Raw genomic sequence first — 14,411 nt, forward strand, 5'->3', positions numbered from 1 at the left:
GACGAAGCAATCCAGACCGCCTTCGCGGAAAGATTCTGGATTGCTTCGCGGCGCTCGCAATGACGGGTGGAGAGAGTTGCGTCCAAACTCAATTCGCAGCGAAGCAATACAGCAGGCCGTCGCCGCCCGTGCTCTTCAGATCAGCCTGCGAGCAGCCACCATCGGGACCGCGCGAGGGGTGCGAGCTGTTCCAGGACTTTGACGGTTCGTCGTCGCGCAGGCCGCGGCGATCGAAATGGCCGACCATCGCGGTGCCTTGCGTGCTCGACGTCCAGTTCTTGCAGGTGCGATCGTCCGGACCGGCAAACGCGGTGCCGTCTGGTTGCGATCCCGTGAGGACGTCGTGCCGGTTCGGCTGGTCACCCATACCGTTGATCCCCTCGCCCTTCTCGCTGAGCGCGGTCTGCTTGGTGAGGTTGTTGGCGGGGCCGTGCAGTTCGGCAACATCCTTGGCAATGACCGCGCCCTTGGCGTTCTGCCACGGTCCCTTGCCGATGCGATCGCGCGCGTTGACGGCCGGTTTTCCGTCGGCGGCCTGCGTCGAGAGATAGGCGCGCCAGGTCTTCGCACCGGCGCCGGCGGTCTGAGCGAGCCTCGCGCACTGCGCATCGGCTCCCTCCAGGCCGCCGAGATCGGCACCCTTGCCCGGGCCATTGGAGGTCACGAAGAACGTCATGTCGGCCGACTGTGCCTGCACGGCTGGCGCCGCAAGGCATGCAAGCGAGGCCGCAGCGAGCGCTGAAATCGTCACGGATCTCTTGATACGGATCATCTTGTCCTCCCGTTGTGTTTGTCGTTGGCCGCCTGATTTCAACCCGATGCGCCCCCACTTATTCCGATGCCGCGATGAAAGGGGTACAAAAGAAAAGGGCGCCGTGCGGGAAGCACGACGCCCTTGTCTTCAATCGCTTTGCAATCAGTTGGTCTGCTGGATCGCCGACAATTCCCAGCCGCTGCCGGGCCGTCGGGCAAAGGTCCAGACTTCGGTGACTTCGCCCGGCTGCTCGCTGCCGGCGACGACCGTGCCGCTGTTACGGTCGAGCGTCTTGTCGGTGAGCGCGAAGCGCAGCGCCACCGTGGCGTAGTCGGTCTCGCCTTCGCGCCAGGCTTCTGCGAGGTCGCCCTGCAGCAGCTTGACGCCAGTCACCTTGTTGACGACGTTGCGCGCGCGGTTCTGGGCGAGGTCCTGCTCGAAATAGGAGACCATCTCCGGCGTCGCGAGCGTGTGCAGCTTGGCCACGTCCTCGTTCGACCATGCAGTCTGGACATCGCCGAGCAGGCGCTCGAACGCCTCGTAATCGTCCGGCTTGATCTCAAGCGGCGCGTTATTGGCGTTCGCGCCGAAGCCGAAGCCGCCAAGACCACCGCCAAGACCACCACCAAGACCGCCGCGCTGGTTCGGCTGCGGTCCGGAACCTGCGCCCGCGTCGGCATTGGCATAGGCCGCCTGCGGCGTGTGACGGCGCTGCCACCAGGACATCGCCAGCCGCACCACCAGCACCACGAGCGCGATCTGGATGATCAGGCCCAGGATCGAGGACAGGCCGCCGAGGCCGCCGAACAGGCCGCCGCCGAACAGCATGCCGAGCAGGCCGGCGCCGAGGAAGCCAGCCGCGAGGCCGCCCATAAAGCCGCCGGCGCGGCCGAACAGGCCGCCGCGCGCGGGCGCGGAAGCAGCCGAGTTCATGCCTGCACCCGGCTGGGTGTAGGTGCGGTTGAACTGCGAGGTCGAGCCGGGCGCCGTCGTGGTCGGGGGCGGGGCCGAATAGGTGCGCGAGCCGCGCGAACCGGACGAGCCGCCGCCGCCGACACGCGCGTCGGCAGACGAGATCGCCAGCGCAGTCGGCAGCGCAAGCGCCAGCACGACAGCGATCGTCTTGAAGAGACTGCGGGAGCGTAGCGAGAAATTCATGTGCGTTTCCCAAATCCCCGGCATGGGGACGTGCGCCTAAGATGGGCAGACTTCCCGAAAAGTGAAGCCGGTTTCGGAACCTATGGCTGCGGCCCTCAGTCGCGGGGATGTGGCAAAAGCCCATATTTGGCGGGGGCTTGGCCGGGTGCGTCGGGGAACCGTGGTCGCGGGATACCGGCGGTTTTGGGCCGAGATTTCCGCTCTTTCCCCGTCATTGCGAGCGTAGCGAAGCAATCCAGACTGCCTCCGCGGAAGGACCCTGGATTGCTTCGTCGCACCAGCGCAAAATTGCTCCGCAATTTTGTCGCGGGCTCCTCGCAATGACGGAGGGGGCGAACGGCGTGCGCCGCCGACCCTCACCCCTGCTTCGCCATCGTCTCCTTGACCGCCGCCACGAGCTGGCTGAGCGTGAACGGCTTCGGCAGGAAGTCGAACTGCTGGCCTTCGGGCAGGCTCTTCTCGAACGCATCCTCGGCATAGCCGGAGACGAAGATGAACTTGATGTCGGGGTTCTTCTCCCGCATCGCCTTGAGCAAGGTCGGGCCGTCCATTTCGGGCATAACGACGTCGGAGACGACGAGATCGATCGCGCCGCTCTGCTCCTCCAGCACTTCCATGGCCTCGACGCCGTTCTCGGCCTCGACCACGGTGTAGCCGCGCGAGCGCAATCCGCGTGCGTTCAGCGCGCGCAGGCCCTCTTCGTCCTCGACCAGCAGGATGGTGCCCTGCCCCGTAAGATCGGTGCGCGGCTTGGCCTCGGCCGCCGCGGCGTCCTTGCCGGCGCCGCTGGTCGCGCTGACCACAGCCGCCGGCAGCTCGACCTGCGCTTCAGGCTCGGCATGGTGACGCGGCAGGAAGATATGGAACGAGGTGCCCTCGCCCGGCTCCGAATCGACGTAGATGAAGCCGCCGGTCTGCTTGACGATGCCGTAGACCGTGGAAAGGCCGAGACCGGTGCCTTTGCCGACTTCCTTGGTCGAGAAGAACGGCTCGAAAATCTTGTCGCGGATGTCGGCGGGAATGCCGGTGCCGGTGTCGGCGACCTCGATCCGGACATAATCCGCGGCCGGCATCCCCTTGTAGGCGAGCTTGGCCGCTTGTTCCGCGGTGACGTTGGCGGTGCGGATGATCAGCTTGCCGCCGTCGGGCATGGCATCGCGCGCGTTCACAGCGAGGTTGACGATCACCTGTTCGAACTGGGAGACGTCGACCTTGACCGGCCAGAGGTCGCGGCCGTGGATGGTCTCGTGCTTGACCTTCTCGCCGATCAGGCGGCGCAGCAGCATCGCGAGATCGGACAGCGCATCGCCGAGATCGAGCACCTGCGGCCGCAGCGTCTGCCGCCGCGAGAACGCCAGCAACTGCCGCACCAGGGTCGCGGCCCGCGTGGCGTTCTGCTTGATCTGCATGATGTCCTGGAACGACGGGTCGGTCGGCTTGTGCGCGTTCAGCAGGAAGTCGTTCGCCATCATGATGGCGGAGAGCACGTTGTTGAAGTCGTGGGCGATGCCGCCGGCGAGTTGGCCGACCGTCTCCATCTTCTGCGACTGGTTGATCTGGTTCTCCAGCGCGCGTCGCTCGGTGGTCTCGAGCATGTGCACGATGGCGGCTTCCGCCTCGTTCTCGGCCGCATCGACCGGCGTGACGAAGAACTGGCCCCAGCGCTCCTTGGTCCCTTCCAGCGCCACCTCGACCGGGGCGATGTCGGCCTGGCCGTCGGCGGCCTGGTTGATGGCCGCGATCAGGAGGTGCCGGTCGCGCGAATTGACCGCGCGGAAGATCGACTTGGAGGCGCTGTCGAGCCCGAGCGCCTGGCCGAGCTTGGCGTAGCGCGCATTGGCGCGCACGACATTGCCGGCACGGTCGACGGTCGCGATCGCCATCGGCGTATGGTCGAAGAAGCGCATGAAGCGCACTTCGGCGGCGCGATCGGGATCGCTGCGCTCGTCGCGGGCGCGGCTGATGACGAGCGTGCGCGACGGCCCCGGCGCGCCGTCGGCGCCGAAGGCGAGCTTGTGATAGAGCCGCACCGGCATGGTCTTGCCGGTGCGCATCCGCAGGTCGATGTCGAAGACCTCGGTCTTCACCTCGCCCGGCACCGCCACGATCGCGGTGAGCAGCGAGGCGCCATCGCCGGAGACGATGTCGGTCAGCTTCAGGCCGCCCGAGCCGATCTCGGCGAGGTCGTAGTCGAGCCAGTTCGCCAGCGTCGCGTTGACGTAAGCGAGCTCGCCGGCCGGATTGACCGAGAAGAAGCCGCACGGCGCGTGATCGAGATATTCGATGGCGTGCTGGAGCTCCTGGAACACGTCCTCCTGGCGCTCGCGGTCGCGGGTGATATCGGCAATCGACCACACCGCGTATTTCGCCTCGCGCTTGCCGGTGCCGAGCGGGCGCACCCGCATGCGCAGCCAGCGGCCCTGGCTGCCGTCTTGGCCGGAGATGCGGACCTCTTCCTGCTGCCGTTTGCCTTCGCGCGCGGCCTTGAGCAGGCGGAACACGGCTTCGGAGACGTCGGGGTTGCCGATGAAGACACGCTCGACCGGGCGCACGTCTTGCGGACCGGTCGCGCCGGTCAGCGTCAGATAGGCGGCGTTGGAATAGACCACGTGGCCGCGCGCATCGGTCACGGCGAGGCCGTCGAACCCGTGATCGGCGATGCGGCCCACGACCGGGTCATCAAGACCGCGGTCGGCGAAACGGATGATCCCGGCGGCGAAGGCGAACAGGTTGAACAGGCCGACCATCGCCAGCACGGCGAGGATGCCGAGGATATAGGGCTGCGCCTGCGCGCGCCCGAGCGTCATCAGCCCGACGGCGACGGCGACGAGGCCGGCGGCCACCAGCAGCACCAGCGCAATGCTGCCCGAGCGCGGCGACGGCTCGTGCGTCGCAACGGGCTCGCGGGTGAGGTCGTGGTCGGTCTCGGCGGTCATTCTCGAGCTGGCGCAGCCTGTCGGCAGAGAATCAACGCGCTACGGGGCGCGTGGGGTCCTCCCTGCCTGAATCGGACCCTGAGGTGCAAGGGCAGCGGGGACGAAAGGTACGCTGATTCCCAGATTACGGCCATTTCCGGTACTTTTCGGGTGTTTTATCCTCGCCCGGCGCTGAATCCGCGCTTCAGCCGCATGACGTAGCCGATGACTTCGGCGACCGCATGGTAGTGCTCGGTCGGGATTTCCTGGTCGATCTCGACGGTGGCATAGAGCGCGCGTGCCAGCGGCACGTTCTCCACGATCGGGATGTCGTGCTCGCGCGCGATCTCCCGGATCTTGAAGGCGAGATTGTCGACGCCCTTGGCGACGCAGATCGGAGCCGTCATGCCGCGCTCGTAGGACAGCGCCACCGAATAGTGGGTCGGGTTGGTGATGATCACCGCGGCCTTGGGAACCGCCGCCATCATGCGCTTCTTGGCGCGCTGCTGCCGCAACTGCCTGATCTTGCCCTTGATGTGCGGATCGCCTTCGGACTGCTTGAACTCTTCCTTGATCTCCTGGAGCGACATCTTCTGCCGCTGGAACCAGCTTCTGTACTGGAAAAAATAGTCGGCGATGGCGACGATCGCGAGCGCGGCGACCACCGCACCGAGCAGATGGATCGTCATGCTGGTGCTGGCGCCGAGCATGGCGGCCGGATCGAGCCTGACCATCGCCTCCATGCGATGCCGCTCCGGCCACAGGATCATGGTCATGACCACGCCGAGCAGCACCAGCTTGCCGATGCCCTTGAGAAAATTGGCCGCCGCCTGCTTGCCGAAGATGCGCTGGAAGCCGGCGCCGAGCGAGATCTTGCTGAACTTCGGCGTCAGGGATTCGGTCGACCAGACCAGGCGGTGCTGCAGCATGTTGCCGGCAATCGCCGCCAGCATCAGCAAGAAGAGAGGCACGCCGATCGCCGCGAGCAGGGCGAACTCGATCTGCTGCATCAGCGCGAGCAGGGCCTTGCCGTCGGTCTTGATCATCCAGGAATTGGCGAGCAGGTTGCGCATCGGCGTCAGCAGCCCGCTGCCCACCGAGCCCGAAAAGGTCGAGACCACGAGCGTGCCGCCCGCCATCATGAACCAGGTGTTGATCTCCTGGCTCTTGGCGACGTCGCCGCGTTCGAGCGCGTCGTCCAGACGCTTTTGCGTCGGGTCTTCTGTTTGACTCTCTGGGTCCTTGTCTTCTGCCATCGATCTACCGTGACCTCAGCGGCATCAACTGGTGCATGACACCGATGAAGTAATCCAGATACGTCCCCATCATCGCCGTGAGCACCACGGCGAGCACCAGGAAGCCCGCGAAGATCGAGAGCGGCACACCGACGAAATAGACCTGCATTTGCGGCATCAGCCGCGCCAGCACGCCAAGGCCGATGTTGAAGACCAGGCCGAACACCAGAAACGGCCCCGAGAGCTGCAGGCCCAGGCGGAACGCGGCGGCGAAGGCGCGCGTCGCGAGCGAGGCCACATCGCCGCTTGATATGGTCTCACCCGGCGAGAAGATCGTGTAGCTGTCGTTCAACGCCGCGATCACCAGATGATGGCTGTCGGTGGCGAACAGCAGCGTTACCCCGAGGATGGTCAGGAAGTTGCCGACCAGCACGCCCTGCTGGCCCTGCGTCGGGTCGACCGAGGTGACGAAACCGAGCCCCATCTGCTGCGCGATCACCGATCCCGCAACCTGGAGCGCCGAGAGCGTCACGCGCGCGGTCGCGCCCAGCACGATTCCGATCGCGATCTCATGCAGCATCAGGACCAGGAGCGGCGCGAGCGAACCCATGTCGACCTGATAGGCGTTGCGATGCAGCGGCAGGATGATCAGCGTGAGCAGCAGTGCGATCGACAGCTTGATCCGCGTCGGAATATTGGTCTCGCCCAGCCCCGGCAACAGCATCACCATCGCACCGACCCGGGCGAAGGCGAGCATGAAGGAAGCGGCGAGCGCCGGCAGCAGCGAGACGTCGATGCGCATAATTGACGCATCTTGCCTCAGCCGCCGATGATTCGCGACGAGATCCGCAGCATGTGGGCGTGGAGCGCGTCGGCCATGAACGGCAGCGCCAGCAGCATCGTGGCAAAGATGGCGAGGATCTTCGGCACGTAGATCAGCGTCTGCTCCTGGATCTGCGTCAGCGCCTGGAACAGCGACACGATGACGCCGACCACCAGACCGACCACCATCAGGGGAGAGGACACGATCACGATCGTCCAGATCGCATCGCGCGCAACGTCGAGGGTCTCGGGTCCGGTCATTGTTTGATACTCGCTATTGGTTGTCTGACGTGCCGGGAAATGCGAATGGCGAATCGGAGACGTCCCCATTCGCTACTCACCATCCGCCAAAATCAGATCGGCATCTTCATGATGTCTTCATAGGCCGCGATCACGCGGTCGCGGACCGAGACCAGGGTAGACACCGCGACGTCGGTGTCCGCCACCGCAGTCACCACGTCCATCACGTTGGCCTTGCCGGAGGCCATCGCCACGGTCTGCGCATCCGACTTGCGGCCGGACTCCATGACGCTGCCGACGGCGTCCTTCAGCATTGAGGCAAAGGATTGCCCGCCGGCCTCGGTGGCTTTGTCGGCACCGCTGTTCTCCAGCACCCGGGCGAGGTTGGCATAAGCGTTGGCCGCGATTGTCGGTGATGCCATGGCTCAATTGTCCTGTTCAGCTCTTGAGGATGTCGAGCGTGCGCTGGATCATCCGGCGCGTCGCACTGATGATGTTGAGATTGGCCTCGTAGGACCGCTGCGCATCGCGCATGTCGGTCATCTCGACCACTGAGTTCACGTTGGGGTATTTGACGTTGCCGCTGGCGTCGGCGACCGGATTGTTCGGCTCGTATTTGACGCGGAAGCTCGACTGGTCGGGCTTGATCTTGCCGAGGGTGACGACCTGCGCGTCGAGCGTGCGGTCGAGCGCGGAGGAGAAGGTCGGAACCTTGCGTCGATAGGGATCGCCACCGGCGGTCTGCGAGGTCGAATCCGCGTTCGCGATGTTCTCCGAGATCACCCGCATGCGGCCGGCTTGCGCCCGCAGACCGGAGGTCGCGATCGCCATCGAGCGGGCAAAGTCGCTGCTGTCATTGGCCATGATGCGCCTCCTCTAGCTGTTCTGTTCCCGGATCATGCGGCTAGCCCTTGCCGATCGCGGTCTTGAGCAGATGCAGGCTCTTCGAATAGAGCGAGGTCGCCGCCGCGTAGTCCATCTGGTTGCTGGCCGCCTTCATCATCTCCTCTTCGAGATTGACGGCGTTGCCCGCGGGGCGGGTCTCGAACCCCGCGTTCCTGTTCTGGTCGAATCCGGAAGCAGCCCCCGACGGCGTCATGTGAGAACCGCTGGTGCGGGCGAGCGCGAGGGGGCCCATCGAGCCGGTGACCGCCCCGGACTTGTCGAGCTTCGGCTCGACCAGGTCGCGCGGCCGGAATTTGGGCGTGTCGGAATTGGAGACGTTCTCGGACAGGACGCGCTGGCGCTCCTGGTGCCACTGCATCTTGGTGCGAAGCGCCGACAGTACCGGGAGGTCGTTGATGGACATCGTCGCGGCTCCTTCCGCCTCTTGCGAACCTTGAGGTCCAACTAGGCAGAATTTGCCGCGTGTATGGTTAATAGCTGGTTAAGGACGCCCTCGCGGCGTGTCCCCGGGCGGGACACTATTTTGCGCCCCGTGATTCTACGCGTCCAAAAATGGCATTAACCCAACCATTTGGCGGCGCATGCACGGGCCAAGAAGTCGTTTTGGATCGGGCGATTCATAGGTTATTAAGAGTTGGGGACGGCAAAACTTGCCGTGGGACGTTAAGAGATCGCAGTTTGGGGCATCGTTAAGCCGGTGGTTGGCGCGTCTGACCATGGGCACGAGAACAGCGCCATTTGTCGGGGACAAGTATGCAAGGCAGCCCTATCACCTTCATCGTCGCGTTCATCGTCGTTCTGGCGTTGATCGGCGTCGCTGCCTGGCTGGTTCGCCGATTCGCCGGCAGCCGGGTCGGCGCCAACACCCAGCGCGGCAGGATGCCCAGGCTCGCGGTGATCGACGCTGCCGCGGTCGACGGTCGGCGCCGCCTGGTGCTGGTCCGGCGTGACAATGTCGAGCATCTCCTGATGATCGGTGGGCCCACCGATATCGTCGTCGAACCCAATATCGTTCGCGCCGCGCCCGGCCGCGACCAGCTTCCGCAGCGTCCGAACGCCGCGGAACCGCCGCGGCTTGCGCCCATGCCGGATACCAGCAGCTGGGCCGACGAAGCACCGCGGCCCGAACTGCTCGACCATCCCGAGCCGCAAATGCCCGAGCCGCCGCCGCGGCCCGCGCGCCCGTCCTTCGCCGACGAGGTGCGCCGGCCCGCTCCCGCGCTGGCCGAACGCCGCAGCGATCCCCTCGCCGGCTTCACGGCCGAGCCGATCGCGCCGCGCCCCGAGCGCGAACCGCGGCCCGAGCCGCTGCCGCCGCGCGTTCCGCGCAGCGAACCGCCACTGATGCCGCGGCCGCCGCGCCAGAGTGAGCCGCCGAAGATGCCGCCGGTGCGCGCCGAGCGCGCACCTGCCCCGCCGCCTCCTCCGCCGGTGCCGCAGGCTCCGCCTGTTCCGCCGCCGGCTCCCGCCGCGTCCCCCTCCAGCGCCGAGCAGAATCTCGCCGAGATGGCGCAGCGGCTGGAGGCAGCCTTGCGTCGCCCGGCCGGCGAGACGGTCGCGCCTCCGGTTGCGCCCGAACCTCCTGCGCCGCCGCCCCGCGCCGCACGCAGTGAGCCGCCGGCACCACCGGCCCCGCCCGCAAAGCCGGCCACGGAAAAGACCAGCTTTGAAAATCTCGAAGACGAGATGGCCTCCCTGCTTGGCCGTCCGAAGCCGTCTTCGTGAGGCTGCCGTCCCTCCCGCGTAGAGTATTTTTTCTTTCTGTCCTGATCGGCGCGGCATCGGCAGCGATGCCGGCGCATGCGCAGGACATCAGCATCAATCTCGGCGGCGGCGCTGGCGGCGGCGGCGTCACCGAGCGCGCGATCCAGCTGATCGCGCTGCTCACAGTGCTGTCGATCGCGCCGTCGATCCTGATCATGATGACGTCGTTCACGCGCATCGTGGTCGTGCTGTCTCTGCTGCGCACGGCGTTGGGCACGGCGACCGCTCCGCCGAACTCGGTGATCATCGCGCTGGCGATGTTCCTCACCTTCTTCGTGATGGGGCCGGTCCTGCAAAAATCCTACGATGACGGCATCCGCCCGCTCGTCGCCAACCAGATCGGCGTCGAGGACGCACTGCAGCGCGCCTCCGTTCCCTTGCGCGGCTTCATGCAGAAGAACGTGCGCGAAAAGGACCTCAAGCTGTTCCTGGATCTCTCGGGCGAGGCACCGCCGGCCACCCCAGACGACCTCGCACTGCGCATCCTGGTCCCCGCCTTCATGATCTCCGAGCTGAAGCGCGCCTTCGAGATCGGCTTCCTGCTGTTCCTGCCCTTCCTGATCATCGACCTCGTCGTCGCCTCGGTGCTGATGTCGATGGGCATGATGATGCTGCCCCCGGCAACGATCTCGCTGCCGTTCAAGCTGATCTTCTTCGTGCTGGTCGACGGCTGGTCGCTGGTGGCCGGAAGCCTGGTGCAGAGTTACGGGGGGTGAGACGGAGTTGCGGGCCGCGCTTCGCGCGGGCAGCAGTCCTACCGCGTCATCTTGATCTGCCGCACGACGGGGATCGTCGGCAGCGAGCCGGTGTGGTCGGCTTGTTCCTTGGCCTGCGGTGAGCCAGGGGCGCGGGCGGTGGCGTCGGGGAAGCGCTGCTTCATCTCGCGCAGGAAGCCGTCGAGCGTGTCGACGCTGGCAGCCAACTTGGCGATCTCGGCGAATTCGGCGCTGGAGGCCGCGGCCGGCTTGCTGGCGATGTCGAAGGCGAGACGGTCGGCGCTCTCGCTCATCAGCGGCGCGTATTTCTCGCGGAAGCGCGACAGGCCGATCGAGTCGTCGGCGAGCGCATAGCCGACGGCGGCGCGGATGATGTCGCTCTTCTCCACCGCGTTGAGCGGCTTGAAGTCGCGGAAGCGCTCGCCGTAATAGAGCTCGATCTGCTCGGCGGACTCGCGCCAGCGCCGTGCCGCCCAGAAGATGTCGGAACGCAGGCGCAGCACTTCGCGCCCGGAGACGTTGGAGACGATGTCGAGCGCGAGATCGTGGCGGCCGACGTCGCTCTGCGCGCGCGCTTCCAGCAGCAGGCGCTGCTGCCTGAGCTCGCCGGAGAGATCGCTGATGCGGCTCGCGCGCAGCGCGGTGATCGCCATGTCGGGCTTGCGGTTGGCGAGATAGATCATGGACAGGCGCGCGGCGACTTGGGCGCGCGCAGCACCTTCGAGGCGGTGATCGACCTGATATTGCAGCAGCTCGGCGGCCTGGTCGAGCAAGTCAATCGAGGCGAGACGGTCGGCGAGACGGCGGATCAGCTCGTCGCCGCGCCGGCCAATCGGCGTCAGCTCGCGAAATTCGTAGAACATCCCGAGCGCCTCGACCGGCGGCAGCTCGTCGCCCTTCGGTCCCAGGAAGATCTTGGTGAACAGGTCCGAGGCGAGATCCTGCGCCTGGCGCGAGGCTTCGGCGTTCGGCTGCAGCCTGGTCGCGGTGCGCGCGGCGGTGAGCGCGTCGCGGTAGCGCCCGTTCTCGGCAAACATCTGCGACAGCATCTGCAGCGTCTTGACCTCGATCGCGTCGCCGCGCCAGGTCATGGACAGGGTCTCGAGCTCGCGCAGCGCGTCTTCCTTGCTGATCTCGTCGCGCTTCTGCCGCAGCGCGACCTCGAGCTGCTTGGCCTCGGCCGCAGCCGGCCGATCGGCCGAGGCGGCCGCGAACTTGTAGTCGTCGAGCGCGTCCTTGTCGTGGCCGAGCGCCTCGGCGAGCCGGCCGCGCAGCACAGCGAAGCCGGGCGCGGCCTCGGGCGAGACGCCGACCACCTCGAGCTCGCTGCGGCGCTTGGAGGCGCCGGCATAGTCCTTCACCTCGAGCGAGGCGCGCATCGCGTCCATCGTCACGATGCGCTGGATGTCGAGCGGCAGCGAGGCGATGGCGAATTCGACGTTCTTGAATTTTTCGCGCGCATCGGCCCATTTGCCCTGGCGCGCATAGGCGAGCGCCTTCCAGAGCTGGGAATCGTGGCTGTTGCCGATCACGGGATTGGCGAGGTCCTTCAGGCCCTGCGCCGGCCGGCCGATCAGGACGCTGGCGATCGCATGCATGATCAGCGCGCCGCTCTCCTCCTTGTTGAGCGGATCGCTCAGCATCAATTCGGTCACGGCCTTGGCTTCGTGATACATCGCGCGCGACATGTAGAACTGCGCGAGATCGAGCCGCGGCAGCGAGCGCAGTGCCGGTTCGACGTTGGAGATCGCCGTGATCAGGTCGCTCTGACGCGTCATGAAGTTGTCCGACTGACCCTTGCGCCAGCCTTCGGGGCTGAAGATCGGGCGCACTGCGGTCGGCGCCCGCTCGGCGGAGATGTCGACCGGCGACAGCGTCAGCCCGCCCTTCTTGCCGAGGATCACCTTGTCGGCGCCGACCTCGACGCCGACCTCGTCGGAGTTCGGCCGGATCGCGATGCCGTGCGCGGATTCCAGCAGCGAGAGATCGACGAGGTCCTGCCGCTTGATGAAGCCGCGCACCGGCCGCTGCGCGGTGACGACATAGAGCGCGTCGCCGGCGTCGGGGTCGGTGAATCTGTGCAGCAGGCCCGGATTGGCGAAGGGGATTGCAATGTTGGCGAGCGCGGGGTCGGTGATGTTGCGCGACATCATCAGCGGAAGCGGCGTCGACTGGATCTTGTCGGCGAGCGTCAGGAGCCAGTTGGTCTCCTTGCCGACCTCCTCGCTCGCCAGCGAGTAGACCAGCGGGCGGGTGAGACGGATACGCACCGCCTGCCCCTTGTCGAGCGGGATGCGGCCGACCTCGCCGATCATCGCCCCGCCCCTGGCACGGATCGCCTCGACGTCGATCGGCTTCGGCGTATCGAACACCAGCCACACCGTGTCGCCGCGGCGGAACGCGGCCGCAGGTGTTGCGACCTGAATCGGGAACGTCACGCGCAAGCCGTCGCTGTCGCGGCGCGCATCGACGCTGGCGACGGTGGGCTGCGGCGCGGCCGGCGCCTCGGCGGGCGCAGCCTTGGCGGCTTCCTTCACGGCCTCTTTCGGCGCTTCGGCAGGCACCGGCTTGGCCGGCGCGGCCGCAGCCTCGGAAACCGGCGGCGCGGGCTTCGCAGCTTCCTTCGCCATTTCCTTGGGCGCTTCCGGAGCGTGCACAGCCTCAGTGGCGGCAGCCGGCGCCGGTTTCGGCGCTTCAGCGGGCGGCATCGCGGCGGGCGCTTCCGGCCTCACCTCGGGCTTGACGTCGATTTTGGCGTCGCGCGCGATCGTCTCGGAGGTCGGCGGCGCGATCTCGCGATGGGCCTCCTTCGGCTTCTCGGCCGCGGGCTTGTCGGGCGCGGGCGCCGGTCCGTGACCGGCAGGCTTCATCTGCGCGATCGCCGCCTCGGGCGTCGCGGCGGTCTTGCCCTTGTCGGGCTGGAAAGAGACGTCGACGACGTAGTTCTTCTCGTCGCGGAACGAATGCACGTCGGAATCGCCGATCAGCGCGATCTCGACATTGGTCTGATCGATGTCGGCCTTCTGCTTGATCGAGGCGACGTTCGGCGGCGCCGCGACGACCGCGTCCGCCAGATCGAAATTGAGGTTGGCGTTGAAGGCGAGCGTGAGCTTCTGCTCGTTGAGCACGGAGGAGACGCCGACGCCGTCGGGCATCTCGAACACGAAGCGCACGAAGGTCGGCTGCACCGAGGCCCGCACGCGGATCTGCGGACGCTTCTTGGTCTCGGCCGCGGCGCGCTGGGCGCGCAGCGCGCGCTCGGCGACGCGGGCGCGCTCGGCGAGCTCCTTGACCACGTCCATCGGCAGGCTCGGCGGCGGTCCCTTCCAGCCCTCCGGCAACAGGTCGACGAAGGTGCGCTCGCCGGCATTCATGGTGTTGACGGTGACGCGCCGCGCCAGCGACAGGCGGATGGCGCCGCCATCAGGATCGCGGCGCGCGGAGTTGACGTAATCGGGCGCGCCTTCGGGAACGCGGTCGACGGGAACGTCAACCGCGCGGTCGAAGCGGATGATGAGGATGGAGCCTGCGGTCGTCACCTCGGAGGGGACGTCCTCGCCGAGCTTGATGACGAGACGGGCAAAGCCGCCGCCGGCCGAAAAGCTCGCCTCGCCCCTGATCGGATCGGCCGCCCGGGCAGGCGCACCGAGACCGATCAGCAGGCAGGCCGCCAGCGCGCCCGCCGTTCGGACATGACGCGACAGCCCCGGCGCCAAGGCGCGGGTTCGCGACACAAATCCAGCGGCAGCCTTTCGCGCCATTGGCGGCATTTCTTCCGGTTCGGCGGTCCATGCCGGCATCAAGGCCGGCCATGCCGTCGACTGTAGGTCCCGCCAATTAAGGACTTGTTAATGCTATATCTTGATTTGCTTTGGAGGCAGCACGCCGTGCCGCATCGAGC

12 protein-coding genes are annotated in these 14,411 nt (G+C 66.7%); 2 read left to right on the plus strand and 10 right to left on the minus strand.

Going from position 1 to position 14,411, the window contains the following annotated elements; translation table 11 throughout:
• Window positions 1–88: 88 nt before the first annotated feature.
• The 9 genes from BM190_RS37425 to flgB form a co-directional block, all read right to left on the minus strand.
• Window positions 89–772 carry a hypothetical protein gene (locus BM190_RS37425; RefSeq protein ID WP_018321870.1) on the minus strand — a complete coding sequence of 228 codons (684 nt, stop codon included), beginning with the start codon at window positions 770–772 and terminating at the stop codon, window positions 89–91.
• Between the two features lie 144 nt (window positions 773–916).
• Entirely contained in the window at window positions 917–1,936 is a 1,020-nt protein-coding gene (locus tag BM190_RS37430; RefSeq protein WP_092262698.1) for a Tim44 domain-containing protein, read from the minus strand.
• 332 nt (window positions 1,937–2,268) lie between these two features.
• Complete coding sequence (cckA, locus tag BM190_RS37435) at window positions 2,269–4,848, minus strand: cell cycle histidine kinase CckA (RefSeq protein WP_092262702.1); 2,580 nt, start codon at window positions 4,846–4,848, stop codon at window positions 2,269–2,271.
• Between the two features lie 155 nt (window positions 4,849–5,003).
• Window positions 5,004–6,083 (minus strand): flagellar biosynthesis protein FlhB, encoded by a 1,080-nt coding sequence (gene flhB, locus BM190_RS37440; RefSeq protein ID WP_092262705.1) that lies wholly within the window; start codon window positions 6,081–6,083, stop codon window positions 5,004–5,006.
• Between the two features lie 4 nt (window positions 6,084–6,087).
• A complete protein-coding gene (fliR, locus tag BM190_RS37445; protein ID WP_018321866.1) occupies window positions 6,088–6,864 on the minus strand; it encodes a flagellar biosynthetic protein FliR in 777 nt (258 codons plus the stop codon).
• 17 nt (window positions 6,865–6,881) lie between these two features.
• Window positions 6,882–7,145, minus strand: a complete 264-nt coding sequence (gene fliQ, locus BM190_RS37450; protein WP_018321865.1) for a flagellar biosynthesis protein FliQ — start codon at window positions 7,143–7,145, stop codon at window positions 6,882–6,884.
• Window positions 7,146–7,237: 92 nt separating this feature from the next.
• Window positions 7,238–7,546 (minus strand): flagellar hook-basal body complex protein FliE, encoded by a 309-nt coding sequence (gene fliE, locus BM190_RS37455; RefSeq protein WP_092262708.1) that lies wholly within the window; start codon window positions 7,544–7,546, stop codon window positions 7,238–7,240.
• A 16-nt stretch (window positions 7,547–7,562) separates the two neighbouring features.
• Window positions 7,563–7,988, minus strand: coding sequence for a flagellar basal body rod protein FlgC (flgC, locus tag BM190_RS37460; RefSeq protein WP_092262712.1), 426 nt, complete (start codon window positions 7,986–7,988; stop codon window positions 7,563–7,565).
• A 40-nt stretch (window positions 7,989–8,028) separates the two neighbouring features.
• Window positions 8,029–8,433, minus strand: coding sequence for a flagellar basal body rod protein FlgB (gene flgB, locus BM190_RS37465; protein ID WP_018321862.1), 405 nt, complete (start codon window positions 8,431–8,433; stop codon window positions 8,029–8,031).
• Between the two features lie 350 nt (window positions 8,434–8,783).
• Between flgB and BM190_RS37470 the strand changes: the two genes are divergently transcribed.
• On the plus strand, window positions 8,784–9,755 hold the full coding sequence (locus BM190_RS37470; protein WP_092262715.1) for a flagellar biosynthetic protein FliO: 972 nt from the start codon (window positions 8,784–8,786) through the stop codon (window positions 9,753–9,755).
• Window positions 9,752–10,510, plus strand: a complete 759-nt coding sequence (gene fliP, locus BM190_RS37475; protein ID WP_018321860.1) for a flagellar type III secretion system pore protein FliP — start codon at window positions 9,752–9,754, stop codon at window positions 10,508–10,510. Before BM190_RS37470 ends, fliP begins: the two co-directional genes overlap by 4 nt.
• Window positions 10,511–10,548: 38 nt before the next feature.
• On the opposite strand, the gene BM190_RS37480 is transcribed toward fliP, so the two are convergent.
• On the minus strand, window positions 10,549–14,271 hold the full coding sequence (locus BM190_RS37480) for a tetratricopeptide repeat protein (RefSeq protein WP_177237519.1): 3,723 nt from the start codon (window positions 14,269–14,271) through the stop codon (window positions 10,549–10,551).
• Between the last annotated feature and the right edge of the window lie 140 nt (window positions 14,272–14,411).

The sequence above is a fragment of the Bradyrhizobium sp. Rc3b genome, from assembly GCF_900114915.1.
Classification (GTDB): domain Bacteria; phylum Pseudomonadota; class Alphaproteobacteria; order Rhizobiales; family Xanthobacteraceae; genus Bradyrhizobium.

What these genes read in the sequence shown, in the direction of transcription:
- fliE (WP_092262708.1), bottom strand. Translation starts at nt 7,546, where the DNA reads ATGGCATCACCGACAATCGCGGCCAACGCTTATGCCAACCTCGCCCGG.
- fliR (WP_018321866.1), bottom strand. Translation starts at nt 6,864, where the DNA reads ATGCGCATCGACGTCTCGCTGCTGCCGGCGCTCGCCGCTTCCTTCATG.
- flhB (WP_092262705.1), bottom strand. Translation starts at nt 6,083, where the DNA reads ATGGCAGAAGACAAGGACCCAGAGAGTCAAACAGAAGACCCGACGCAA.
- BM190_RS37470 (WP_092262715.1), top strand. Translation starts at nt 8,784, where the DNA reads ATGCAAGGCAGCCCTATCACCTTCATCGTCGCGTTCATCGTCGTTCTG.
- BM190_RS37425 (WP_018321870.1), bottom strand. Translation starts at nt 772, where the DNA reads ATGATCCGTATCAAGAGATCCGTGACGATTTCAGCGCTCGCTGCGGCC.
- BM190_RS37430 (WP_092262698.1), bottom strand. Translation starts at nt 1,936, where the DNA reads ATGCCGGGGATTTGGGAAACGCACATGAATTTCTCGCTACGCTCCCGC.
- BM190_RS37480 (WP_177237519.1), bottom strand. Translation starts at nt 14,271, where the DNA reads ATGGCGCGAAAGGCTGCCGCTGGATTTGTGTCGCGAACCCGCGCCTTG.
- flgB (WP_018321862.1), bottom strand. Translation starts at nt 8,433, where the DNA reads ATGTCCATCAACGACCTCCCGGTACTGTCGGCGCTTCGCACCAAGATG.
- fliQ (WP_018321865.1), bottom strand. Translation starts at nt 7,145, where the DNA reads ATGACCGGACCCGAGACCCTCGACGTTGCGCGCGATGCGATCTGGACG.
- cckA (WP_092262702.1), bottom strand. Translation starts at nt 4,848, where the DNA reads ATGACCGCCGAGACCGACCACGACCTCACCCGCGAGCCCGTTGCGACG.
- flgC (WP_092262712.1), bottom strand. Translation starts at nt 7,988, where the DNA reads ATGGCCAATGACAGCAGCGACTTTGCCCGCTCGATGGCGATCGCGACC.